Raw genomic sequence first — 24631 nt, forward strand, 5'->3', positions numbered from 1 at the left:
TTCAACGTCCAACAAAAAAGTTTTATACACAATTGCTACTCAAGACAATTTGAGAAAAAAAATCAATAATATATTAAGATGCAAGTAACAGGCTATAAGATTGATATTTGAGGGTTATTATACAGTGCAGGGAAAAGCCCTTTCCCTTTCTCAGATAAAACGCGGTAGAATGAATTCAAAAATTCGATATAAAATTAAATTTTATTAATTTAAACGGTTCCTTAACGACAGTCTTCTCTGATGGGTAAGTTTATAATTACTTGGCAACAGCTAACAGATTAGTCATTATACGAACTGAATTTTAAAATGTTCTTTGTCAATATTAAGGGCATTCTCAATTGCTGATAGGTTAATCTGATGCTCACAGACACGATTCTCCGTAATCGCTACAAAATTCTTAAAGAACTGGGACGCGGTGGATTTAGTGTCACCTATCTTGCGGTAGATATGGATTTGCCAGGAAATCCAAAATGTGTAGTCAAACAACTGAAAACTCGGCATTCCAATAACACAATTTTGCAGATTGCTAAAAAGTTGTTCGATCGCGAAGCACAAGTACTCTATCGTTTGGGTAAGGGACACAAACAAATTCCCGAAATGTTCGCGCATTTTGAAGAAAATGATGAATTTTATTTGGTTCAAGAATTTGTCGATGGACACGATTTAACAAAGGAAATCAAAACGCGCCATAAATTAAGTGAAGACAAGGTAATTAAGCTTTTACAAGAAATATTAGAAGTATTAAGTTTTGTTCACGAAAATAATGTGATTCACCGCGATATCAAGTTGCGGAATATTATGCGCCGTCGTGATGACGATAAAATCGTGCTGATTGATTTTGGTGCGGTGAAAGAAATCAAGGGTTTGGCGAAAAACCAACAGGGCGATGTCAATTCGACTTTAATTATCGGCACTCCCGGTTATATGCCAGACGAACAAGCTAATGGTAAACCGAGATTGTGCAGCGATATTTATGCGGTGGGAATGCTGGGGATTCAAGCGTTAACTGGGATGTCTCCTCGTGAATTGCCATTTAATCCCAATAACGGTGAATTAATTTGGCGCGATTCGGCGAAAGTAAGCGACTTATTCGCCGAAATTTTGACAGGTATGGTACGTCATCACTTTAGTCAGCGCTATCAAACAGCAGCCGAAGCCTTGGCTGCACTCAAATGCCCGATACTTATAGCACCAAACACTTCTTTAGCTTACGAAGCACCACCAGTTACTCTACCGTCAACCGTTCGTCAACCGCACCATGCGGCACTTAAAGCTATAGGGTTAATTGGTTTGATGGGGGTTGGATTTGGTTTGGGAGTTTTTGGATGGAATAGGTTTCAATCTAGCTCTATAGGAAATGAACCACGTAAAACTACAGAAATTTCACCTACTGTTCAAAAAATAAATCCGTCTGTAAAATCTGAAAATATAAAACTAAGCCCTTCTCCAACATTTTCACCGACTCAAAAGGATGGAAATGCAAATTCTCCTGTTTTTAGACCTTTTCCGATTGGATGGTTTTTAGGAGATTTTAAGAAAACATCGGTAAAAAAGGAAAATTCTAAATCACAGGGCGATCGTAATCAAGTTAAACCCGTCTTGGAAAAACCCAAACCTGCTGGGGAACAAATTCAAGAAGAAACGAAAAAGCCTGTAATTAAGGAAGAAAAGGTTAAACAAGAAAAACCACGCGATACCTTTGAAATTCAGCAACCTGAAAATAAGCCAGAACCTTTACCTTCTGTTGCTATACCCCAATCCGAAGATAAAAAAGCTGTTGATTCGGAAAAATCTGCAATTCCTGCACCACAGAAAGAACCATCATCAGATTCAACCAAGTTACCAAAAGATCAAAACGAAGATAATTTAAAACCTACACAACCTACAGCAGATCCTGCAACATCTTCACCTAACGAATCGGATTCAGTTGATAATGTAATTGATAAGGAAGAAGAGAATAATAAACCATTATCAAAACCCGAACCTCCGGATTCTGTTGATGAAACAATAGAAAATCCGGCGACATCACAACCATCAGATAAAGATAAAAAGAAACTTTCTTCAGAACAACCAGTACAAACTCCTTCTTCACCTAACACACCTGCAATTGAAAGCGAGTCTCCATCACCCAAACCAACTCCATCACCCGTACAAACTTCGGATTCAAGCGTGGTAGTTCCCACTGCTAAACCTTTATTAGAAGACAAAAACTTCTTTTACACCGTACCTACTTCACCAACTTTAATTCCCGAAACTGAAGCTCTACCAACTTTGTCACCACAGCCAACTCCAACGCCAGAAGCTGAGACTCAATCGGTTGCTACACCACAGCCAACTCCAATACAAGAAGCTGAAGCTCTACCAACTTTGTCACCACAGCCAACTCCAACACCAGAAACTGATGCCCAATCGATTCCACAAGCAGAATTTCCAAGTATCCCTGAAACTTATGCTTCTCCTTCACCCAAACCAGAAATTCAAATAACTCCTCCCCAAATTTCTGCTTCTCCATCAGAAAGCGAAAATCTTACAATACCTCAAGCCGCTACTCCTACTTTATTACCCACACAAGAACCAGGCTTATCCTTGGAGCGTTTTGCCATCTAAGAAAGTGGAGAAATAAACAAGCAGGTTTATAAATCAAAGGTTTGGATGATTCAATTTTATTGAAGTCATTCAAATTAATGATTTAAAGGCATATATATAAATGAGCGCATCTTTTCCACCATATAAATATTATCATTAATTTAATCATTTTTTTTGTTAAGAAAGAAAAATGTTTGAGAAGTTGAGAGTTAGGAGTTAAAAATTTCTACTCCATGCCCAATTCCCAATGCCCAATTCCCTTTTAAATTAAAACTCCGATGAAACAATGTGAAGTTTCCCGGTGTAGCTTTGCGTGAAATTGCGATCGTTCTTAGACTAGGAAATATACACAAATTCCGTTACATCAAAAATTTGCCATGAAACGTCAATGGAAGTCATTGATACTTGCCTTCAACTGGGTACTACTCTCGTTAGGCACTTCTGTATTTATTATCCTGACTCAATCTCCGCAAATTACTCTGGCAAAAGAACCTGCTGTAATTATCCAAACCTCTTCAGACGAAACTACTACAGATACCGATAAGAAAAAACCAGAAATATCCACCGAAGAAACCACCGATAAGAAAAAACCCGAAACAGAAAAAGCCGAAGAAGAAAAACCAACTCCCGAAGAAATTGCTCGTCAGAAAAAACTGATTGAAGGAGACAAGCTTTATCAAGCGGGAAAAATAGCTGAAGCACAAAAAATATACCGTGAAGCCAAAGATTCTTTTACAAATACATCCGATATCCAGCCACCGAAGACAGCCATAGTTAATCCCGCAGAATTATCTCCCGCTGGTAAAGTTTATTGGAGAGAAGCACAAGCGGGAATGACGAGTAATTTAAGAACTAAAGCTTTAGTACCGTTAAAACTTTTAGTAGAAAAATATCCCGAATTTATTCAGGGTAATATATTGTACGCCCAAGCTTTGAAGAAATACGGTCAAGAAGAAAAAGCTTTAGAAATATTAGAAAGGGCTACATCGCTTTATCCCAATCAAGCAGAGTTGGTCAAAGTAAGAGTTGATGCGCTTTCAGAAGAGAAAAAATGGATGCAGGCTTCTTTGGCAGCGCGTCAATTTGCCATGCTCAATCCCGAAAATGCACAAGCTCCCGAATTTACTCAACTTGCGGACGAAAAGCTGAAAAAATACACCTCTTATATCCGTAGAGAAACCAGAGGAAACGCGATCGCTAACGTGATTACAGGCGTTGTTGGTTATGCTGCGACGGGTAGTCTTCTCGGCCCCTTTTCCGCTCTCGACTCTACCATGATGCTATTGAAAGGTGAAAAAGGCGTAGGTCGTTCCGTAGCCAAACAAGCTAAAAAGCGGATGGAATTAATCGAAAACAAAGAAGTAAACGCCTATATTAACGAAATAGGGCAGAAACTTGCCAAAATCGGCGGAAGAAATGAATTTGAATACGAATTCTTCGTTATACCCGATGATAGCCTCAACGCCTTTGCTTTACCCGGTGGAAAAGTTTTCATCCATACAGGTGCGATCGCCAAAACAAATTCGGAAGCAGAAATAGCTGGATTAATCGGACACGAATTATCTCATGTAGTGTTATCTCACGGATTTCAACTGGTAACTCAAGGTAACTTAATAGCCAACGTTACCCAGTATATTCCCTATGCAGGAGGAACCGTCGGCAGAATACTCACCTTCGACTACAGCCGCGACATGGAACGGCAAGCAGACAGATTGGGGACGAGATTATTAACAGCAAGTGGTTACGCTGCTGACGGCTTGCGTAACTTAACAGTAACAATGAAAAAACAGCAGAAAAACACTCCTCCCGCATGGTTATCTACTCACCCCGGAGGTGGTGAAAGAGTAAGTTATTTAGAAGAATTAATAACCACCAACGGTTACAATCGTTACGCCTATGAAGGAGTAGCCAAGCATCAACAAATTAAAGATAAAGTTAAGCAAATAATGAAAGAAAGAGAAGAAAAAGAAGACGAAGATAAAAAAGACGGCGAAGATAAGAAACCCCAGGAAGAAAAGAAGCAAGAAGATAGCTAAATATCATGTTCGTAGTAAGGGCTTAAGCCCTCTCATCTAAGGACTAAAGTCCTTACTACAAACTTAAGATAGTATGCCAGTTGTACAACTGTGACACAACCAGGAAACTCGCGAATCATTTACAAAAAATCTTCGTCACACAACAAAGAAACTCCCAATCATTTTTATAGGAGGATGATTCATGTCATCTAGACCTTTGAAGCTTTTATTTCTCGGCGGTTTGGCAGCATCCGTATTATTCGGTAACGCGCCTGCAATGGCACAATATGACTCATCAGACGATGCCGTTGTAGTACCCACAACCGGAAGCACTAGAACCACCACAACCCCCACAGGAACATCAACCACAACCAGAACCCGTACATCCACACCAACGGGAACATCAACCACAACCTCCACAAGCAGTTCTTCCCAAACCGTTAATACAGCAACACGGTTTAGCTGTCAGATGGATACCAACGGCTACACCGTTATGTACTCTCCTGAAAGTCAACCCAACCAATTATTTGCATGGGCAACTCCCCAAGCATTAGGTGGTGGTTGGGATTCACAAAGACGTTGCGCTACCATTGCTCAGCGCTTAGAAACCTATCGTCCAGATGGATTAGTAGAACTTCGCACTTCAACCTTAAATGGATATGACGTATTATGCGTTACCAGCGAAGCTCAACCCGATTGTCGTTTAGTATTAACAGTTCCTCCCGGTAGAGACGCTTTCCAAGTACGTAACGACGTTTTCCAAAACTTAGTTTCAGCAGACAGCGGACAGTCAACCATCGGCGTTAACACTTATAGAGGTGGTGGATTAGAAGACGCTGTTAATTTAGGTAGAACCTTACTTGGTAACGGTAAGCGTGCAGCAGTATCTAAAGATGCCATTCAGCTAAAGCCTTTCCTAGATAAGAAAGATGGTGGCAGCGGTAATTTATTGCGAAACGTCAAGAAAACTGTTCCTCAGTCTAAACCATCTCAATCCGGTACCCGTTTAAATCCTAATTTATTCCGCTAATTCGATTTTGGATTTTGGATTTTGGATTGAAAGACAGTAAACCTAAAATATAAAATCTAACAACTTCGTAATTGTCGCTAGTGCTGTATAAAAATTCAGTTTAGATCCCCCAACCCCCCTTAGAAAAAGGGGGGCTTTTATATTTGTACCCATTTTTTACTAATATTATTCTTGGGGATTGCAGCAGATGAGAAACATTCCAACGCCTAATATCCCAATGCCCCATACCCAATTCCCAAGTATAAAAATGTTTAGCAGACCAAAACCGATACAGCCAGAACCCGGACAAGAATCAGTATGGGATTACCCCCGCCCCGCTGTTTTACAAGATATTGATAAACACATACAAATTATCTTTAACGGCGAAACTATTGCAGACACTAAGCGAGCCAAGCGCGTCATAGAAACCAGTCATCCTCCCAGTTACTATATTCCCCCCGAAGACATCAAAATGGAATATTTAATTAAAACACCGCATTCGAGTGTTTGCGAGTGGAAAGGGATTGCGAATTATTACACTATCAAAGTCGGCGATAAAGAAGCACAGAATGTAGCTTGGTTTTATACCAATCCCACAGAAGCATTTGCACCTATTAAAGATTATGTAAATTTTTACGCTCATCCAATGGATGCTTGCTACGTGGATGGGGAAAAAGTCGAACCTCAACCGGGGAACTTTTATGGCGGTTGGATAACTAAAGACGTAGTTGGGCCATTTAAAGGCATTCCCGGCAGTTGGGGATGGTGAGGAGAGTTGGGAGTTAAAGGATATTTGATGAGTATCCGGCGGTTGAAACCGCTGCTACACCGCTCATTGTCCACCTCCGTGGACTAATTAATTTACAACCCGCGCAGGCGGGTTTTGTTTGTGTAGACGCGGTTTCAACCGCCGGGTATATTTAGGAACACACTCCTGACTTCTAACTCCTCATCCCCCATTTCCAATGCCCTATCACCTATGCCCAATTCCCTATTTATCAAATATTAAATAAGTACCTTCCAATCCTTCTAAAATTGTCCGAGTATTGGCTACCATCATTTTTTGATAAGTGTCTGCTTCGCTTCCAGTTAAACTCAATTTTTCTGTATAAAGCTGTCTTTCTGATATGTTTATCCGTGCTTCTTTGGCGACAGATTTGATTAATTCAGGACTAATTGTAGGCTGAGCAAATATTGTCGGTACTTGGCTTTTTACTAATGTTTTAGCTAATAGTTTAACTTTCGTATCTGATGTTTGTTCTGTAGGACTAATAAATCTCAATGTTCCTGCTAGTTTCAAATCATAAGCACGAACATAATAAGCCATTGAGTTATGAGTTGTAATTAAGGTACGTTTCTTTGGAGGAATACTCTCAATTCTGGTTTTTATCCAGCTATCTAACTGTAAAAGCTGGTTCTTTATTTTCTTAGTATTACTCTGATAAACTTCGGCATTTTCGGGTATGGTTCTGGCTAAATTAATACTAATTACATCTACCATTTTGACAGCATTTTTAGCATTGTGCCACACGTAAGGGTCCGCGACTTTTTTACCGTTTCTAGTTTTCATTAACGGTGAAGGTACGGCAATTTTTGCTACAGGTACTTTAGGAGCTTTATTTTTACTTGAAAGAATAAATTTTTCTAATCCAGGTTCTAAATTATAACCGTTAAAAATAATTAATTTAGCTTGATTTATCGCTTGCTGATCTGCTGGTGTTGGCTGATAAACTTTTGGGTTAATTGATGGTGGAGTTAAGCAAATAAGATTAATTGTTTCTGCTGCTATTTGTTTTGTTAAATCGCATAAAACACTTGTTGTTGCCACAACTTGCGGTAAATCTTTTTGTACTACTGTAGTGGTAGTTACAGTTGTCGTATAAGAGGAAGTTTTATTTGAATTATCAAAGTTGTCACAGCCATAAACTGATAGAGTAAAGATAGTAAAGAAAATACGCAAAACTTTGTTTACAGGTAGTTTTTCTAACATAAACTTATAATTGGCATTTGTTTGATTTTGTCGCACACTACTTGTTTTTCTGATTTAGAATGATTATCATTGTCACTGAAACAAATATTTCTTCAGCATTAAGATATGGTAATGACTATAAATACAGTTAATGCATCTTCTAATCAAGAACTTGTCATAGCTTTAATGGGTAAAGGTGGAACGGGTAAAACTTTTACTTCACTCGGTTTAATTCAAAGTTTGAGAAAGTTGGATAAAGCAATGATTGTAGCGGATGCAGATACTAATAGGTCACTTTCGCGCTATCTTACTGCTCATTATTTGGGATATGGGGAAGAGGAGCTAAAGCAACTTCCGTTGATGACTCAAGCTGAGCAAGATTTTTACGAGTTTCAGCAATTGGATTCCGAGCAAACCTATCGCGATTTTTACGGTACAAGCTTTGATGAAGTTAAGAAATTTTCAGTTGAGCCACCGGATTCTTTTACCCAAAAGTACATTAAATCCCTTGACGACAAACTCGCGCTGATGTCGGTGGGAACCAGTGCTATGCGGATGGAAGAACTTTATTCTACTCGTTGTTCTCACGCAACGTTGAACCCGTTAAAAGCTTGGTTGGCTTTATCTACAAACGGGATTGTTGTTTTAGATTGCGGTGGTGGTGAGGATGCCGGTAGATTTGGTTTACCCATTGGTGTGAATGTGGTGGTTGTGGTAGTAGAAGCAACTCCCGACGCGATCGCGATTTCCGAAGATATCCGCGCTATCGATGAAGAATTGGGAATTCCCGTAGTTTATGTTTTGAATAAGTGTCTCAATCAGTTTCCAGAAGTTGAAGCTTTTGAAGCGGAACATCAAGACACCATTATCGGTAAAATTCCTTTTATACCGACAATTTATGGGAAAAATCCCTTAGAAGTATTTGGCGAAATTGAAAGTATATTTACGCCAATGGTTGAGAAAATTCTTGCTCAAAAATTAAGTTCACCCCAGGAAAGATGGGAAAGAGTGCTGAGATGGCAAGAAAGATTGCAGCAGCAGCGAGAAACGAATAAAAGTCAACCCTTTAGTTTCATTTCTTAACTCAAAACAAAACTCCGCGCTCCTTCGCGCTTCCCTTTGCGTCACTCTGCGTTCAAAAACCTATAAATTCCCAAATTTCGGACTCCACCACCCCTTTGCAGTATTAAAATAAACCGCTTCTTTGTGCTTGCTATCCTGCCATGATTTAGAATCCGAACACCGCAACATCGATTTCTTTTGCCCTTCTTTTGTATAAGCGTATTCTTCTAAAGGTTTCTTGCATACCGGGCAAGGATACTTGGTAATTTTTGCTGGAGGTTTTTGAGCAACTGCGGTTTTATCTGCTTTTGAATCTTTTGATCCTGGAGCTTGCCACTTTTTCTCATAATCGCTCCAAAATAAAACCACGTTTTCACAACCGCTGACGCATTTAAGAAAATATTTCTTTTTAACTTTGCTGCTCTTAATTTTTGCTAAATGATTGTTGCATTCGGGACAGCGAGTTCTCGATTTATCATATTGACGTTCTGTTGCAGGATAATTCTTCTTCCCATTCGATGCAGCGATGGGTACAGTTTTCGCTTTTACTAAAGCTGGTGCAAAGTAATCTTGATTCCAATTAGTTAAATATTTCTGCCAAGGTTGTTTTCCCGAAGCAATGCGATCGAGCGCATCTTCCATTTGTGCAGTAAATTCTGTTTTTAATAAATCTGGTAAGGCTTTCTGTAAAAAATCATCTACCTCCAATCCCAAAGTTGTCGGTTGTAAAATCGCTTTTGTTAATTCTACATAACCGCGTTTTTTCAAAGTTGCAATTGTGGGAGAATAAGTGCTGGGACGACCAATTCCTTTGCGTTCCATTAACTGAACTAACTTCGGTTCGCTGTATCTTGGTGGTGGTTGAGTTTGTTTCTTCTCGTGTCCGGCATTTTCTAAAGTTAGTATTTGTCCTTGTTGTAAATTGGGTAAAAGCGTATCTTTACTTAAATTTGCCCAGTATTTCGCATAGCCGAGAAACTCTACTATTTGTCCCCTCGCTTGCCACAGTACTTCACCCGATTTAATAATTACTAAAGTTTTACGAAGTTGAGCGGGACGACATTGAGAAGCAACCGCTCTTTTCCATATCAATACATATAAATTAAATTCGTCTGGTAAAAGTTCAACTCGCAACTCTACGGAAGGACGAAATACGTTAGTAGGACGAATTGCTTCGTGGGCTTCCTGAGCATTTTTTTTACTGCGATATGTTGCCGTTTTATTTGGTAAATTCTGCGGGTCATTTTGCTCCAACCACTTACGCACGCTGGCGCAGAACTCCGGACTCAACATGACTGAATCCGTCCGCATATAAGTAATTAAACCCGCTTCATACAGCTTTTGCGCTACCTGCATGGTTTTTTCGGGTGCAAATTTCAACCTTGAACCAGCAGCTTGTTGCAGCGTGGAAGTAATAAAAGGAGGAGGTGGTTGACGACTGGAAATTTTTCCTTCGTATTGGATAATTTGATGGGGATGATTTCGGGCTTCCGTTACCAAACGTTCGGCTTCAGCTTCCGAAAGTACGCGAGTGGATTCGCTGGTAACTGAATTCTTAATTACTGTGTCATCATTCTCGCGATCGTCTTGCTCTGCCGTCTCCGAGGAAGAATTCACCATTCCCTTGTAAAAAGCGCGGAACCCTTCAACATAATCTACCCAAACGCTCCAATAATCTTGGGGTACAAAAGCGAGAATTTCTCTCTCTCGCTGACAGATTAAATGTAGAGTTGCACTTTGAACTCTTCCAACGCTCTTTGCACCATTATTCAAAGCCCAAACTAACGGACTTCCTTTGTAACCAACTAATTTATCTAGGCAATCTCGGCACAATCCAGCACCAACCAGATTAGCATCCAGCCTTCTAGGCTTAGCCACAGCAGCCCGCACCGCAGATTCCGTAATCTCCGTATAAACAACCCGTTTCGGTTCCCTTAATCCCAAAGCTTCTTTAAGATGCCAAGCAATCGTTTCCCCTTCTCGATCCGGATCTGTAGCTAAAACCACTTCCTGAACTTGTTTAGCCGCAGCTTTTAACTTACTAATAGTCTCCTTCGCTTGCTGGCTGCGCGGAATGTAGCGACACCGCACATCATTGCCATCCATAGTAAAGCCCAGAGAATCCTCACCTTCATTGCTGAGTTCTCGAATGTGCCCGCAACTAGCGCGAACAATCCACTCACTTCCCAGAATTTTACTCAGCTTCTTAACTTTACCGGGAGATTCGACTATCAAAAGGCGTTTGGGCATGACACCAATATTTAAAGATGCAACTTAAAAAAGACTTATTTGATATGACAGTTATAGTACAGTCGTGAAGGAATATTTTTATTTTGATTAAAAAAATTAATAAATATTAGAATTGGGCATCGGGCATTGGGGAGATAGGGAGATAGGGAGATGGGGAGACAAGGGGACAATGAGAAATTTAACCTTTGACCTTTAACCTTAATTATTCCTCTTTCTCATTTATTAAAAAAAACTGAAAATTATTAGAATCAGTAACCTTTTTGATAAGAAATGTTAAGCCAACTAAATTTAATGCTTCTATCTAAAGGATTAAATATTTAGTTTGTAATCGCTCGTATGCCTTTGGATAGATGATAAAAACGAATTAACTAGATAAATCATAAATAAAGGGCAAAACAGAATTACGAAATATTAACTGTAAAGTTTGTTTAATAAATGCTCATTTTCCCATTCACTTTCTATATACTTGGTTTCTATGAATGTTGAATATGTTGATCCCGATGGGATTTAATAAATAATCGCTCGTTTTCAAATTATATATTGTACTCTTGGAGGAAAAATAATGGCTTTATCACAAACGACTAATATGGGAAAAACCTACTCCTTACTAATGATCAAAAGCTTTTTAATATGGACTTTTACACTGGCAGTATGCTTGCTGGTTGTCGGTTTTCCTTTAGTGGTTTTAATGGCTACGGTTGGATGTTTGCTTTCTATTGTTCTCCAATCTGTAATGCCAGCTAGCGCAGTTTTGGTTGTAGCAGGCAGCTTGATTATGTTTAATGTTTTGGCAGTAGTAGTTGGTGCTGGCGTGTTAACACTTCGAGGCGTTCATCCTACAGAAATTAAATGGTTAAGCTGGCTGCATGGGGAAGAAGAAGAATTAAAGGCAAGTGTTTATGCTGCTTGTCCTTTAACTTGCGAGGTGGAGTCATTTTAGTTTGTGATATGAAATCGTAGCCATGATTGCTAAATTCGACAAATAGTGCAACTGCCCGGTTTAACCGGGTTTTTTCATTTTTATACGTGATTGGGCATCGGAATAGTTAGGAGTTAGGAGTTAAGAGTTAAGAGTTATTTCTCCTTCTCCCCTTGTCCCCTTGTCCCCCCATCCCCCTCTCCCCTAATCCCCTCTCCCCATCTTCTAAAATTGTGACAATAGACTATTGACGGATCGCCTCTATGGTAATGAGTATTGACTATTAACTAATGAATTATGAATAATTATGAAGCGAGTTTGTATTATCTTAGGTACTCGTCCCGAAGCGATTAAGCTGGCTCCGGTGATTCAAATTTTCCAAGCTTATAAAGGTTTGGAGACTCAGGTGATTTTAACCGGGCAGCATCGCGAGATGGTTGAACAGGTGATGGGATTGTTTAATTTAAAAGCCGATCGCGATTTGGAGATTATGCAGCCAAAGCAATCTCTCAACGATATTACTTGTCGCAGCTTACGTGGATTGCAAGAGCTATTCGAGGAAAACGAACCAAATTTAGTTTTGGTGCAGGGAGATACAACTACAGCTTTTGCAGCAGCTTTGGCAGCTTTTTATAAAAAAATTCCTATTGGTCATGTCGAAGCTGGATTAAGAACTGATAACATATTTAATCCTTATCCAGAAGAAGCTAACCGACGATTAATTTCTCAAATTGCACAGCTGCATTTTGCACCGACACCTTTGGCTGAGGAAAATTTACATAGCTCTGGAGTATTAGGGGAAGTTCACATGACGGGTAACACCGTGATTGATGCACTGCTAAATGTGGCGAAAAGCGAACCTGCCTGTAACGTACCGAGTTTGGAATGGGAAAAATATCGAGTTATTTTAGCTACAGTACATCGCAGAGAAAATTGGGGTGAACCGCTCGAAAGCATTGCTCAAAGCTTCTTACAGATATTAGATAAATTTCAAGATACAGCATTATTGCTACCATTGCACCGCAATCCTACTGTAAGAGAACCATTGCAGGCAATGTTAGGCAATCATCCCCGAATCTTCTTAACAGAACCCTTAGATTATGGTCAATTAGTTGGGGCAATAATGCGATCGCACTTATTACTTACAGATTCAGGTGGGTTACAAGAAGAAGCCCCCAGCTTAGGAAAACCAGTATTAGTACTCAGAGAAACAACCGAAAGACCAGAAGCAGTAAGCGCGGGTACGGCAAAGCTTGTAGGAACCGACACCCAAACAATAGTAGCTAGTGCAGCACAACTATTAAGTAATCCAGCAGCTTATGACACTATGGCAAACGCAATAAATCCCTTCGGAGACGGTCGTGCTTCTGAGAGGATTTTGCAAATTGTACGGGGTTTCTTCGCGGAAGATTAGTAGGAGAGGGGGGAGAGCGGGGAGAGGGGGTAGAAAAATTATTAACTCCTAACTCCTAGCTATTAACTGTTCACTGTTCGCTGTCATCCAGTGGTAATTCGATTACAAACTCCGCTCCATTTCCGGGAGAAAAAAGGCAATATAAATTACCACCATGTGTTTGGGTAACTATACCTAAAACTAGATAAAACAGCGCTGCGAGTTCGTTACCCAGTGCTTCCTCATTCCCTGCTCCCTTTTTTTTTGAATGTTTTTTTAGCATATTAAGATTAAAACCCTCACCCTGGAAGGGTGGGGCTAAAATTTCAAAGCCTACCTGCGTAGGCTAAAAGGTTTAATTTTTCATAGCCTGCGCCGCAACCGGGCTTCGTTTCTATAGCCCCACCCTTCGAGGGTAAGGGCGATTTATGGGCAGATTGTAAGGGTATCGGTAGAATCTATCAAGACTTCACAGGCGCATCTTTCTTCTCTTCCTCTTCGGGTAAACCCAACATCTCCCGATATAGACTCACGTACTTTTTAGCCGAAAGATTCCAACTGAAATTTTGACTCATACCACGTTGCTGCAATTCCCCCCATTGCGGTTTGAAGCGGAAACCTTCCCAAGCTCTTACCATGCAGGTGTATAGATCGAGTGCTTCGTAACGGTCAAAACAATAACCAGTACCTGCTTGATTCGTGGGGTCGTGATGCGATACTGTATCTACCAATCCCCCTGTACGGCGGACAATCGGCACGCAACCGTAACGCATTGCTAGCATTTGACTAATACCGCAGGGTTCAAAACGACTAGGCATTAAAAATGCATCGCTACCAGCGTAAATACGACGAGCCAAAGCATCGTTGTACAGTATATAGCTTGACATCCTTCCGGGAAAACGAGATGCCATTTGCCACAGTTGGGTTTCGTAATTGCGATCTCCCGTCCCCAAAACCACAAACTGAGCATCTGTATAAGACAAAAATCTATCTAGAACCTGCATCATTAGATCGATGCCTTTCTGCTCTACCAAACGGGATACCATCCCCACTAAAAAGGCATTTTTGTTAACTTCTAATCCCAATTCTTCTTGTAAAGCGATTTTATTCGGCTTGCGTTTACCTAAACTTTCACTAGTGAAATTCTCTTCAATATACTTGTCTGTTTCTGGGTTGTAAACTTCGGTATCTATACCATTGACAATACCCGATAATTTACCGCTAATAAATGATAGCAACCCTTCCAAGGTTTCGCCATAATCAGCCGTCTTAATTTGGTCGGCATAAGTTGGAGAAACCGTAGTTACTCTATCAGCAAACTGTACCGCAGCCGCCATCGTGTTGTGTCCTTGCATATACCACGGGCACCAGGTAATTTTCTCTAAATACCAGCGCCAAGGACCTTGATAAGCTAAGTTGTGAATCGTAAATACTGTACTAATATCGGAAGATTGATTCAGCCACACCGGAAGCATCCCCGTGTGCCAATCGTGACAGTGAACTATTTCCGGTTTCCAATAATTCCAACAGAACTCGGCGGCACCATTAGCAAAGAAAGTGAAGCGCCAATCTTCATCATCACCGCCATAAACTTTGCGCGGGTCGAAAGCCGGATGTCCAAATAAATACAAAGGAACATCAGTACGGGGAAGCACCGATTCGTAAACCGCAAAATCATTGAACATGGCAGAACCCTTCCAAACAGGTTCTTCAGGAATCTCCATCTTATCCGGCAGAAAACCGTAGTAAGGCATAAAAATCCGTACATCATGCCCCATTTTCCGCAATATTTTCGGCAATGCACCCACAACATCACCCATTCCACCAACTTTCGCCACCGGAGCCGCTTCCGCCGCTACAAATAGAATCCGCATTTCAGTTATCAGTTATCGGTTGTCAGTTATAAGTTATCAGCAATTAGTAACCAGTTGACAATTATCAGTTAGCAGTTAGCAGTTACTTGACTATTAATTTTTCTGGGTTCGAACCATGATTACCCATCCAAATTAATGTGGTGGAATTTATAAGTCTAAGAAATAAGAGTTATCGTTTTACATAAAGATTTGCCCAATTTAGCTAGCACAGGCGGGCTTCGTATTTACAACTGCTGAAATGGTGCGTTAGGCGCAAAACAAATATATTTGATCGCGAACAGAATTACCCATCGCGCCATAACACACCCTACAATTGTTCACTGCTCACTGCTCACTGCTCACTGCTAACTGCGATCGAGGGTAGCGAAAATCTCTTCTAAAATTTCCTGCGCTCCTTGTTCGCGTAAACGCTGCGCTAGTTGAGTTCCTATTTTCTCTGGTTCGGATAAGGAACCGGAAACGGTGTCTTGAACGCGCTTTGTACCGTCGATGCTGGCCACTATTCCCGTTAGAGTCAGTTCGTCACCATTTATTTCGGTATTTACGCCGATGGGTACTTGACAACCGCCTTCTAATTCCCGCAGGAAAGCTCTTTCTGCAAGACAGCGATCGCGCGTTTGGGGATGTTCGATTGATTTGAGCAAGGATATCAGTTTTTCGTTGTCGGCAAGGCATTCGATGCCTAATGCACCTTGTCCGACTGCGTGAAGGGAGATTTCTTTAGGAATGACTTGATGAACGCGCTCTGCCATTCCCAAGCGTCCTAACCCTGCTGCTGCCAAGATTAAAGCGTCGTATTCTCCGGAGTCAAGTTTGCCAAGACGGGTATTTAGATTACCGCGTACATCTTTAAACTCGAAGTGAGGAAAATGATGCCGCAATTGCGCCAAGCGTCGTAGAGAAGATGTACCGATAACCGCACCTTCGGGTAAGGTTTCGATTTGTTTATCTTTGTGCTTTTCATGCACAACCAAAGCATCTGCCGGGTTTTCTCGTTCGGTAATCGTCGCTAAACCCAATCCTTCTGGTAAACGAGTAGGTAAATCCTTTAGAGAATGAACTGCAAAGTCAATCTCCCGATTCATCATTCCCAATTCCAGTTCTTTGGTGAATAGTGCTTTGTCACCAATCTTAGCTAAAGGCACATCCAAGATTTTGTCACCCTTGGTAGACATGGTGTGAACTTCAAACTGGATGTTAGGAAACTTTAGGGAAAGTTGCTCTTTTACCCAATGTGTCTGGATAAGAGCGAGTTGGCTTTTACGAGAACCAATACGAATGGTAGTGATAGAACTAGAAACAACTGATGTCATAAACCGCGCTTTGTGGTTAAGAGGAGATATATTCCTTATATAGACTACCGCAATCAGCAACTCGAAGAATTGATTCCCATAGTTTAGGTCAAGTGAATGAAGGCATTTTTTTACATTCCTTCACGAACTTTTGTTAAATATTTCGCAGTAAAATCTAGAGACGCTAAAAATCACATCTCAGATGCAAGTTATTGTCTTGATTCCTGGTAAAATGGGGGGAAAAAGAAATCGCGAATTATAAAGAATAATTAATTTTTTGCAGTTGGTATTTTATTTGATAAGTAGGGAATGGGGAACAGGGAATGGGAGCATCCCTGTTTTGATAATTTACCAAGATTTAGGTTGTCATTCTGCTACGCTACATTTGTAATGACAAAATATATTTTTAAATGTTTGGGATGCTCTGTTCTCCGTTCCCCGTTTTCTGTTTCTCCTTTTCCAACTATTTAACGCTGCATACTAGGTACGGAAGAACCAACAATAATAAATCAAGCTTTTTTAAATCAAAATATTTTTAATAAAACTGGTTTTAATCAATGCAATTGCTGTAATACTAAAGCAATCTATTTTTTTTGATGCAAATCACCACCTGATGTCTAAGTTGATATTTTAAAATTACGATTGATTCAGTCCTATTGCCGAGGACTTTTGCCCTCAAGAGCGGAAAATGCTATTTACTAATGGGCTATTAAACAGTTAATTCTGTTAATTCGATTCTCCGTCAGACTTCCGTCATACTTAAATAAAAAATAAACCCGACTCTAGAAAGAAGAAATCATTCTTTTAAAAAGATATTAGTGATTAAGAACAAGAATTATTTTACAAAAAATGTCAGTTGAACCTTGGGAGTAAATAGCGTTGAAATTTGTATCAGAGCCTACAATTACTGAAAAGATTCGTAAGATGAAGCAGCGGGTGAAATGGGGAGACTCCGCAATAGTTGAACGAAATATTGACCAAACAAGTTTAGTTATAGATGATGGTAAAACTGACGATGTAGAATTTTCTTTTTTAGTCGTAGGTGATAGCGGTACGGGTTCGCACCGGGGACATAGCCCGATGAGGAGAATTGCCGAACTGATGATACCCCACTACGATGAATGTCGGTTTATGCTGCATACGGGCGATGTTGTTTATCAAGTGGGTTCAAGCGAATACTACCCCAAAAACTTCATTAAACCCTATCGAGAACTTATTGTAGGTGGCGAACATTATAAAAAAGTTGCTTACGATCGAATGGTTTTCAAGAAGCCTATTTTACCCGTACTCGGAAACCACGATTATTATGATTTACCAATTCTATTCGGCTTGATATCGGCAACAACCTTACCATTTCGTCGCTTTATTCCGTCAAAATTAGATATTGAAGTTGGCAGACACGGTTCACATAAAGGTGATGCGTTTGCACGAGCATTTTTCGATTATTTAAGCCAGTTTCATTTTCCAGGTGAATTAGCGCTTCATTTGGACGAATACTATACCGCTAAAACAGATAGAGGAAGATGTCTTCGTTACGTACCGGGGCAATTTACCCGTCTTCCCAATCGTTACTATACATTCCGTTACGGTGGAATAGATTTTTTTGCTTTAGATTCTAATACTATCAATGACCCGCTTCCTTTACCAGATACAAAGGAAGGAAAAGCTTATCGTTTATCATTAGAAAAAAGACGCACGGAGTTAGAGCAAGAACAAGAAGAAATACGAGAAACTTCCGAAAAGCTAAATCCAAATAAGCCTAGCGACGCAGAAAAAATTGATGATTTACAGTCTAAGCTGTCGCAAATCGAGGAAATGATTGTTGATATTGACAAGCAATTAAATACTCCTAGAATTACAGTTGTCGATACCGAACAACTTGAATGGCTGAAGCAGCGTTTAATTAAATCTTGGAATTCTTCCTATGTGCGGGGACGAGTAGTCTATTTTCATCATCCTCCCTACGTCACTGAAGCAACTAAATGGGAACAAGCTCAGACTCTCGCAGTTCGTAGCCGCATCCGCAAGGTACTTAATGAAGTTGCTAAGGAGGTAGATTCCTTAACTCAAGGTCGTCCTATAGTGGATTTAGTGTTAAACGGACACGCCCACTGTATGGAACATATAGAAACATTAGATACAGGTAACGCCGACTCTAACATCAACTGGATAGTTTGCGGAGGTAGCGGACATAGCTTGCGACGACAGCGGGAAGAAGGAGCAGCTTTACAGGAATATTTATCAATAAGCGACGAACAAAAATCTCAGGTGATAGCGCGATCGCATCTTTATGTAGGTCGTAACGGCCACGGTTCTCATAAAAGAAGACCTTATTCGGGACTTAGAATTGATGTTAAAGAAGGTTCTCCACCCAAGTTCGTAGTTAAACCGTTAGTTGCAGAACGCTATCAAAGGGAATGGCATCAACCAGAAATAGAATCATTTACAATTTAGACCGAATTGAATTATTTGTAAGAAATAGAAACCCGATATCTTAAAGATGCCGGGTTTCTAAAATTTAATATTTCAAATTTCAGATTAATTATTGCTGAAAAAAATTGATTCTTTAAAAGCCTTTTCCAGCTGTTCCCCGTTCCCCGTTCCCTATTCCCTACTCAAAAACCATAAGTCAAAAATCAAAAACGCGATAACATTCTTGGTTTTTAACTTTTGATTTTCTGTGATTCAACAAATTAAATCGCACCTGGTCCTTTACCGCGAGTATCAGCTTCCATTGTTAAATCGCCATCCTTTTCTTGATTAACTTCTTCAAGTTCTTCAGCACGTTGTGCAGCTTCTTCTTTTGCTTGTGCTTTAGCATCACCGGGTTCTTCGTAGTACATTTCTGGCTCAACTGCGTAATTATTTACCAAGCCTTCTTTATCTACGGTATAACCTTCACTGGTGTCTAAGCTTGGATCTTGTTCTTTGTCAGGGCTATGTTTATAATTTTCTTTCTCTCTTTCTTTACGAGCCGCAGTCTCAGCAGGAACAATACCCCTATCGTATTGATCTTCCTGAACGCGATCGGATGAATCTACAGCTTTATTTTTATCAGCCATTACTACTGCTCCTTATTAAATAGTTTCTTAATTAACTTCTAAAACTAGATTAGGTTAACAGATGGCAAAGAACATACTATCGTTAGAAGTGACTTAGCTCAAAGACTGATGATTTTTTCTCTCTCGCAAGACATAAATATAAGTAAAAATTATTTTAACTTTGGGATGAATTTATAGTAGCTGTAAGTAAGTTTAATGCTATGACTTATATTCTCCAGAAACAACCGGGTTTCAAAAGAACCGCTCAAAGAAAACATCATAATTCTTAACAAAATGAAACGCACTTAAAAACCCGGTTTCTTTAAGAAACCGGGTTTATGGAATTATCGCGATCGCGAATAAATTTCTAAAGAAAGTTTTAGAAACTTAGTTCAACGATTCCGGATTATTTTGGCCGGTAATTTGTTTTTTAAAGGAGTCAATTTCTGCGGCTAATTCTTTTCTAGTTGGTGCTTTAAGTAGGTAGCGGAATGTAAACCAACCAGTATATCCAATTCCAATCAACTCAAAAACAGGAGATACCAAAGGAATATCGTTTACCGCAGCGAGCATTGCTAATACAACTCTCAAAGCGACGAATGATGCTAGAAATACCGCAAGCCCGATAAGCGGTGTTTTGTATGCACTATAAAACTTACTTAAGTCTTCAGGAATCTCTTTCAAGAATTGAGAAATTTTTGCACCAATCATTTCTAATTGGTTATCAGATGTTTCAGCAGGTGGTAACTTAGCCATAGTTTGGGGATTCGTACCATCTAACGCTGGCATCTCGTTTTGTAAAGCGGTGTCAACCTTTTGTGGTTCCTTGTATTCTGTCTCCATTTTTTTCTCCTTACTTTTAATAAATTTAACGAGGTTTGTGTATATTCAAGCTTCAGCCTAAGATTTTTAGTGCTGTGTTATCAACCCACCCATTCACCATATTTACTTTACCGTCTGAGAAAAAACACTTATTTGTTAATTTATTGTTACTTTCATAGGTAGTTAGATAAAAGGCTTTCTTATCAAGTATCGTGGATAGGGCATAGCGCATAAGGCATTGAATGCGGAAAAACTATATATTTGCATTCTTTGACATAAATTTTTTCTTATTGCCCCTTAATCTATTTGTACATTTACTAATAAATTCTTCATCAATCTCTTGGAACATTATTCATCTCTATCAAGAGGTACAGTTAGTTATCAGTGAGCAGTGAGCAGTGAGTTATTCTTCCCCCCTCTCCCCATCCCCCATCCCCTCATCTCCTCATCGTGACAAACGTCACTTTGTTTCGAGACTCAAATCACTTCGCGTTATTTAGCTTTTCACCTAGATTACGAAAAAGATGAGTTATAACTGAAGCAAAAATACGGATACGTTTATTGTTTGCTCAGGGGAATTATTATGTGTGAGAAGTTTCTACTGGCGATTAGTTTAACGTTGGCTCTCCATTTATGCACGTTAACGGGTTCATTTTCTCTTAGTGAGATTACCGAAGAAGCTATACCAAACCAAATTTGGTTTGTGGCGCAAAAACATAGAAATTGAATATTTGAGGTTTGGGCTAAATCTAAAATTTGCTAGTTTTTACTTAGAAAAAAATTGCTAATAGTATTACTTTTTATGGGTTAAGCTGGGTAGTCAGGAAAACATACTGCTATCTATTGACTTACTATGAAAAATCAATTCGCTGTTATCTCAATCGTATTTCTTTCAAGTTTTAGTTTCGCAACTACAGCCCAGGCAGCAAATTCCGCACACGTTAGACAGTTACTAGCAACCAAACAATGTCCAAACTGCGATTTGAGTGGTGCGGGTTTGGTAATGTCCGATTTATCTGGGGCAGATTTACGTGGTGCGAATTTAAGCGGTGCTAATCTCAGCCGTGCAAATTTGAACGGTGCCGATTTGCGCGATGCTAATTTAAGCGGTGCTGGATTATTCGGCGCTAATTTGAATGGTGCAAAACTCAACCGTGTTAATTTATTAGGTGCCGATTTAAGAAATACTTATCTTGTAAATGCACAGCTCACGGATATAAACGTAGATAACGCGAATTTACAAGGAGCAACTGGTATATCATCTCAAGTTGCCAAGCCAGAACAATTTTATGCTTGGGGTATAGCTTCTGCAGAAAAAGGTAATTTACAGCAAGCAACAGAATATTTTAATCAAGCAATTAGCGCTAAACCTGATTATGCGGGAGCTTACTTAGCTCGCGGTATTGCTCGCTATCATATGTTAGATAGCAAAGGTGCTTTTCAAGATGCTCAATTTGCTGAAAAACTGTTCAAATCTCAGAAAGACATTACAGGAATACAAACAGCACAAGTATTTATTCTAGAAATGAAAGCACCCCAAGAAGGAAAAGTACGTCCAGCCAAACCAACTTTAATGGACTTTGTTGGAAGTGTAAGTTCTTTGTTGCTTCAGTTTTTACCGTTTTGAGAATTGGTAATTGGGGAATCAGAGGGGGTAGAGTGGGGAGAGGGGGTAGAAAAACTCTTCAATATTAATCAATTTCTAACTCCTAACTCCTAACTCCTAACTCCTAACTCCTAACTCCTAACTGATTTATGATTTCCGATCAATTGTGGAAAGATAATCGCGATTTAGCTTCATCTTGTTTGGAGCATCCTTTTGTACGGGGAATTGCGGATGGAAGTTTGGAGAGGCAAAAGTTCGCTTATTATGTGGGACAAGATGCTTTTTTCTTGGAATCTTTTGCTCGTGCTTACAGTATTGCAGCTGCTAAGGCTCCAGATTTTTATGTATTTACCACGTTTCATAATTTAGCTGGTGGTGTGTTGGAAGAATTACAACTTCACCAAGGTTATGCTCGCGAGTGGAATGTAGATTTACAGATACAGCAGCCGGGTAATGCAACTCGTCGCTATACAGATTTTTTATTAGCAACTGCTTGGGGTGGTGATATCGGTTTAATTGCTGCTGCAATGTCTCCCTGTATGAGTTTATATGCTTTTTTAGGAACGGAATTAGCAAAAAACGGTATTCCAAATCATCAGTATGCAGACTGGATTCGTACTTACAGCGGTGCGGATTTTCAGCCTTTAGCGGAACAATTGGCGAATCTTCTTGATACTCATGGAAGTAATACCGCAGCAGTTGCTTCTGCTTATAGATATGCAATGTCATGCGAATTAGATTTTTTCCAAGCAGCATGGGAAGTCAGTTAACAGTGAGCAGTGAGCAGTTATCAATTACCAATTACCAATTACCAATTACACTTCAACCCTGCCAATCTTCCAACTGGGTGAATAAGTAGGTAGTTCTAGCTCTGTGTGCCTCTGCGTAAACCTTAGCGCTCCTCTGCGTTAAAAACAAAAATTGTTTGTCAAAAACTATGCTTTGCACAAACTAATAAGTTTCTACAACATAACTATTCGGAGTTAGCAGTTTTTGATATTTTGGGATAATCTACAAAATCTGAAAGCGCCTTGATGATAAATAGCGGCGCAGAGGGGAACTTAATGTCAGACAATTTTAGAAGCCGAGTTGTAACCCAAGGAGTGCAGCGATCGCCAAATCGAGCGATGTTGCGAGCCGTTGGTTTTGGGGATAAGGATTTTAATAAGCCAATTGTGGGGATTGCTAATAGTTTTAGTACTATTACACCGTGCAATATGGGCATCAATACTTTAGCGGAAAGGGCTGACAAAGGCGTTCGCGATGCCGAAGCGATGCCGCAAATGTTCGGTACAATTACCATTAGCGATGGTATTTCGATGGGAACTGAGGGAATGAAGTATTCCCTGGTGTCGCGTGAAGTAATTGCTGATTCTATTGAAACTGCTTGTACTGGGCAAAGTATGGATGGTGTGCTTGCTATCGGTGGTTGTGATAAAAATATGCCCGGAGCAATGATTGCGATCGCTCGGATGAATATACCGGCGATTTTTGTTTATGGTGGTACGATTAAACCCGGACATCATGATGGTAAAGATTTAACTGTTGTCAGTGCTTTTGAAGCAGTTGGACAGCACAGCGCTGGTAATCTAAAAGATGATGAACTTTTAGCAGTTGAGAAGAATGCTTGTCCCGGTGCGGGTTCCTGCGGTGGAATGTATACTGCTAATACGATGTCTTCTGCTTTTGAAGCTTTGGGTATGAGCTTGCCTTATTCCTCTACGATGGCAGCGGAAGATGCGGAAAAAGCCGACAGCACCGAAGAATCGGCGACTGTATTGGTGGAAGCGATACGCAACCAACTTTTACCACGTCAAATAATTACTCGTAAATCCATAGAAAACGCCATTTCGATAGTTATGGCTGTTGGAGGTTCTACAAATGCAGTACTTCACTTTTTAGCCATTGCCAATTCTGCAGGTGTGGAATTAAATATTGATGACTTTGAAACTATCCGCGCTCGCGTGCCTGTACTGTGCGATTTAAAACCCAGCGGTCAATACGTCGCAGTAGATTTACATAAAGCTGGTGGCATTCCTCAAGTGATGAAAATGCTACTTGCTCATGACTTACTCCACGGTGACTGTATAACTATTACCGGCAAAACAATCGCTGAAGTCTTAGCTGATATACCCGAAGAGCCACGGAGCGACCAAGACGTAATTCGTCCTTGGAATAATCCCATGTATAAACAAGGGCATTTAGCTATATTAAAAGGTAACTTAGCAGCAGAGGGAGCAGTAGCAAAAATTAGCGGCGTGAAAGTGCCTAAAATTACTGGCCCGGCGCGGGTATTTGAATCAGAAGAATCCTGCTTAGATGCCATTCTTTCCGGTAAAATTCAGGCTGGTGACGTAATTGTGGTTCGCTACGAAGGGCCAAAAGGTGGCCCCGGAATGCGGGAAATGTTAGCACCTACCGCTGCAATAATTGGTGCCCGTTTGGGAGATTCGGTAGGTTTAATTACCGATGGACGTTTTTCCGGGGGAAGTTACGGAACAGTAGTCGGACACGTAGCTCCAGAAGCCGCAGTTGGTGGAACTATAGCCTTGGTGGAAGAAGGAGATAAGATAACAATTGATGCCAGTGCGCGGTTATTGCAATTGGAAGTATCCGATGAAGAAATAGCCAAACGTCGCGTGAATTGGAGAGCGCCAGAACCCCGCTATACAAAAGGTGTTTTAGCGAAGTATGCCAAATTGGTTTCTTCTAGTAGTTTGGGTGCGGTGACGGATTAGAATTTGTAGAAAGTAAAGTGAAAATGAATACTTTACCTGGCGGTTGAAACCGCTG

Annotated in this window: 18 protein-coding genes; 11 read left to right on the forward strand and 7 right to left on the reverse strand. The window is 40.2% G+C overall.

Annotation, left to right across the window (positions count from 1 at the left end):
• The first annotated feature begins 357 nt into the window (after positions 1-357).
• The 4 genes from ACM03V_RS02075 (at position 358) to ACM03V_RS02090 (ending at position 6379) form a co-directional block, all read left to right on the forward strand.
• Entirely contained in the window at positions 358-2607 is a 2250-nt protein-coding gene (locus tag ACM03V_RS02075) for a protein kinase domain-containing protein (protein WP_414619085.1), read from the forward strand.
• A 356-nt stretch (positions 2608-2963) separates the two neighbouring features.
• Positions 2964-4622, forward strand: a complete 1659-nt coding sequence (locus ACM03V_RS02080; protein WP_414619086.1) for a M48 family metalloprotease — start codon at positions 2964-2966, stop codon at positions 4620-4622.
• A gap of 181 nt (positions 4623-4803) precedes the next feature.
• On the forward strand, positions 4804-5631 hold the full coding sequence (locus ACM03V_RS02085) for a COP23 domain-containing protein (protein ID WP_414619087.1): 828 nt from the start codon (positions 4804-4806) through the stop codon (positions 5629-5631).
• A 247-nt stretch (positions 5632-5878) separates the two neighbouring features.
• A complete protein-coding gene (locus ACM03V_RS02090) occupies positions 5879-6379 on the forward strand; it encodes a DUF427 domain-containing protein (protein ID WP_414619088.1) in 501 nt (166 codons plus the stop codon).
• 222 nt (positions 6380-6601) lie between these two features.
• Here ACM03V_RS02090 and ACM03V_RS02095 read toward each other — a convergent pair whose 3' ends face one another.
• Positions 6602-7636 (reverse strand): metal ABC transporter solute-binding protein, Zn/Mn family, encoded by a 1035-nt coding sequence (locus ACM03V_RS02095; RefSeq protein WP_414619089.1) that lies wholly within the window; start codon positions 7634-7636, stop codon positions 6602-6604.
• A 75-nt stretch (positions 7637-7711) separates the two neighbouring features.
• Here ACM03V_RS02095 and ACM03V_RS02100 point away from each other — a divergent pair, with 75 nt between their 5' ends.
• Positions 7712-8662 carry a carbon monoxide dehydrogenase maturation protein gene (locus ACM03V_RS02100; RefSeq protein WP_414619090.1) on the forward strand — a complete coding sequence of 317 codons (951 nt, stop codon included), beginning with the start codon at positions 7712-7714 and terminating at the stop codon, positions 8660-8662.
• A gap of 60 nt (positions 8663-8722) precedes the next feature.
• Here the strand turns inward: ACM03V_RS02100 and topA are convergent, their stop codons facing one another.
• Complete coding sequence (gene topA, locus ACM03V_RS02105) at positions 8723-10891, reverse strand: type I DNA topoisomerase (protein WP_414619091.1); 2169 nt, start codon at positions 10889-10891, stop codon at positions 8723-8725.
• A 562-nt stretch (positions 10892-11453) separates the two neighbouring features.
• On the opposite strand from topA, the gene ACM03V_RS02110 reads away from it, so the two are divergent.
• Entirely contained in the window at positions 11454-11831 is a 378-nt protein-coding gene (locus tag ACM03V_RS02110; RefSeq protein ID WP_414619092.1) for a hypothetical protein, read from the forward strand.
• Positions 11832-12117: 286 nt separating this feature from the next.
• Positions 12118-13224 carry a non-hydrolyzing UDP-N-acetylglucosamine 2-epimerase gene (wecB, locus tag ACM03V_RS02115; protein ID WP_414619093.1) on the forward strand — a complete coding sequence of 369 codons (1107 nt, stop codon included), beginning with the start codon at positions 12118-12120 and terminating at the stop codon, positions 13222-13224.
• Between the two features lie 70 nt (positions 13225-13294).
• Here wecB and ACM03V_RS02120 read toward each other — a convergent pair whose 3' ends face one another.
• From ACM03V_RS02120 to hemC, 3 genes are all read right to left on the reverse strand, one after another.
• Complete coding sequence (locus tag ACM03V_RS02120) at positions 13295-13486, reverse strand: hypothetical protein (protein WP_414619094.1); 192 nt, start codon at positions 13484-13486, stop codon at positions 13295-13297.
• 178 nt (positions 13487-13664) lie between these two features.
• Positions 13665-15077, reverse strand: coding sequence for a glycogen synthase GlgA (gene glgA / locus ACM03V_RS02125; RefSeq protein ID WP_414619095.1), 1413 nt, complete (start codon positions 15075-15077; stop codon positions 13665-13667).
• Positions 15078-15421: 344 nt separating this feature from the next.
• Positions 15422-16390: a hydroxymethylbilane synthase gene (gene hemC, locus ACM03V_RS02130; protein ID WP_414619096.1), complete on the reverse strand. Its 969-nt coding sequence runs from the start codon at positions 16388-16390 to the stop codon at positions 15422-15424.
• 858 nt (positions 16391-17248) lie between these two features.
• Here hemC and ACM03V_RS02135 point away from each other — a divergent pair.
• Positions 17249-18823 carry a metallophosphoesterase gene (locus ACM03V_RS02135; RefSeq protein WP_414619097.1) on the forward strand — a complete coding sequence of 525 codons (1575 nt, stop codon included), beginning with the start codon at positions 17249-17251 and terminating at the stop codon, positions 18821-18823.
• A 239-nt stretch (positions 18824-19062) separates the two neighbouring features.
• On the opposite strand, the gene ACM03V_RS02140 is transcribed toward ACM03V_RS02135, so the two are convergent.
• A complete protein-coding gene (locus tag ACM03V_RS02140; RefSeq protein ID WP_414619098.1) occupies positions 19063-19431 on the reverse strand; it encodes a hypothetical protein in 369 nt (122 codons plus the stop codon).
• 366 nt (positions 19432-19797) lie between these two features.
• Positions 19798-20253, reverse strand: a complete 456-nt coding sequence (locus tag ACM03V_RS02145; protein ID WP_414619099.1) for a CAAD domain-containing protein — start codon at positions 20251-20253, stop codon at positions 19798-19800.
• A gap of 832 nt (positions 20254-21085) precedes the next feature.
• On the opposite strand from ACM03V_RS02145, the gene ACM03V_RS02150 reads away from it, so the two are divergent.
• The 3 genes from ACM03V_RS02150 (at position 21086) to ilvD (ending at position 24576) form a co-directional block, all read left to right on the forward strand.
• Positions 21086-21859, forward strand: coding sequence for a pentapeptide repeat-containing protein (locus ACM03V_RS02150; protein WP_414619100.1), 774 nt, complete (start codon positions 21086-21088; stop codon positions 21857-21859).
• A 128-nt stretch (positions 21860-21987) separates the two neighbouring features.
• Positions 21988-22608: a TenA family protein gene (locus ACM03V_RS02155; RefSeq protein ID WP_414619101.1), complete on the forward strand. Its 621-nt coding sequence runs from the start codon at positions 21988-21990 to the stop codon at positions 22606-22608.
• A 294-nt stretch (positions 22609-22902) separates the two neighbouring features.
• Positions 22903-24576 (forward strand): dihydroxy-acid dehydratase, encoded by a 1674-nt coding sequence (ilvD, locus tag ACM03V_RS02160; RefSeq protein WP_414619102.1) that lies wholly within the window; start codon positions 22903-22905, stop codon positions 24574-24576.
• The last annotated feature ends 55 nt before the right edge of the window (positions 24577-24631 follow it).

Origin of the sequence: Calothrix sp. CCY 0018 (assembly GCF_963920925.1) — a bacterium.
Classification (GTDB): Bacteria; Cyanobacteriota; Cyanobacteriia; order Cyanobacteriales; family Nostocaceae; genus Rivularia.

Excerpts from the sequence above, each read along its gene's own strand:
- ACM03V_RS02075 (WP_414619085.1), top strand. The coding sequence starts at position 358 with ATGCTCACAGACACGATTCTCCGTAATCGCTACAAAATTCTTAAAGAA.
- ACM03V_RS02110 (WP_414619092.1), top strand. The coding sequence starts at position 11,454 with ATGGCTTTATCACAAACGACTAATATGGGAAAAACCTACTCCTTACTA.
- hemC (WP_414619096.1), bottom strand. The coding sequence starts at position 16,390 with ATGACATCAGTTGTTTCTAGTTCTATCACTACCATTCGTATTGGTTCT.
- ACM03V_RS02085 (WP_414619087.1), top strand. The coding sequence starts at position 4,804 with ATGTCATCTAGACCTTTGAAGCTTTTATTTCTCGGCGGTTTGGCAGCA.
- ACM03V_RS02120 (WP_414619094.1), bottom strand. The coding sequence starts at position 13,486 with ATGCTAAAAAAACATTCAAAAAAAAAGGGAGCAGGGAATGAGGAAGCA.
- wecB (WP_414619093.1), top strand. The coding sequence starts at position 12,118 with ATGAAGCGAGTTTGTATTATCTTAGGTACTCGTCCCGAAGCGATTAAG.
- ACM03V_RS02155 (WP_414619101.1), top strand. The coding sequence starts at position 21,988 with ATGATTTCCGATCAATTGTGGAAAGATAATCGCGATTTAGCTTCATCT.
- ilvD (WP_414619102.1), top strand. The coding sequence starts at position 22,903 with ATGTCAGACAATTTTAGAAGCCGAGTTGTAACCCAAGGAGTGCAGCGA.
- ACM03V_RS02100 (WP_414619090.1), top strand. The coding sequence starts at position 7,712 with ATGACTATAAATACAGTTAATGCATCTTCTAATCAAGAACTTGTCATA.
- ACM03V_RS02150 (WP_414619100.1), top strand. The coding sequence starts at position 21,086 with ATGAAAAATCAATTCGCTGTTATCTCAATCGTATTTCTTTCAAGTTTT.
- ACM03V_RS02140 (WP_414619098.1), bottom strand. The coding sequence starts at position 19,431 with ATGGCTGATAAAAATAAAGCTGTAGATTCATCCGATCGCGTTCAGGAA.
- glgA (WP_414619095.1), bottom strand. The coding sequence starts at position 15,077 with ATGCGGATTCTATTTGTAGCGGCGGAAGCGGCTCCGGTGGCGAAAGTT.
- ACM03V_RS02080 (WP_414619086.1), top strand. The coding sequence starts at position 2,964 with ATGAAACGTCAATGGAAGTCATTGATACTTGCCTTCAACTGGGTACTA.
- ACM03V_RS02145 (WP_414619099.1), bottom strand. The coding sequence starts at position 20,253 with ATGGAGACAGAATACAAGGAACCACAAAAGGTTGACACCGCTTTACAA.
- topA (WP_414619091.1), bottom strand. The coding sequence starts at position 10,891 with ATGCCCAAACGCCTTTTGATAGTCGAATCTCCCGGTAAAGTTAAGAAG.
- ACM03V_RS02090 (WP_414619088.1), top strand. The coding sequence starts at position 5,879 with ATGTTTAGCAGACCAAAACCGATACAGCCAGAACCCGGACAAGAATCA.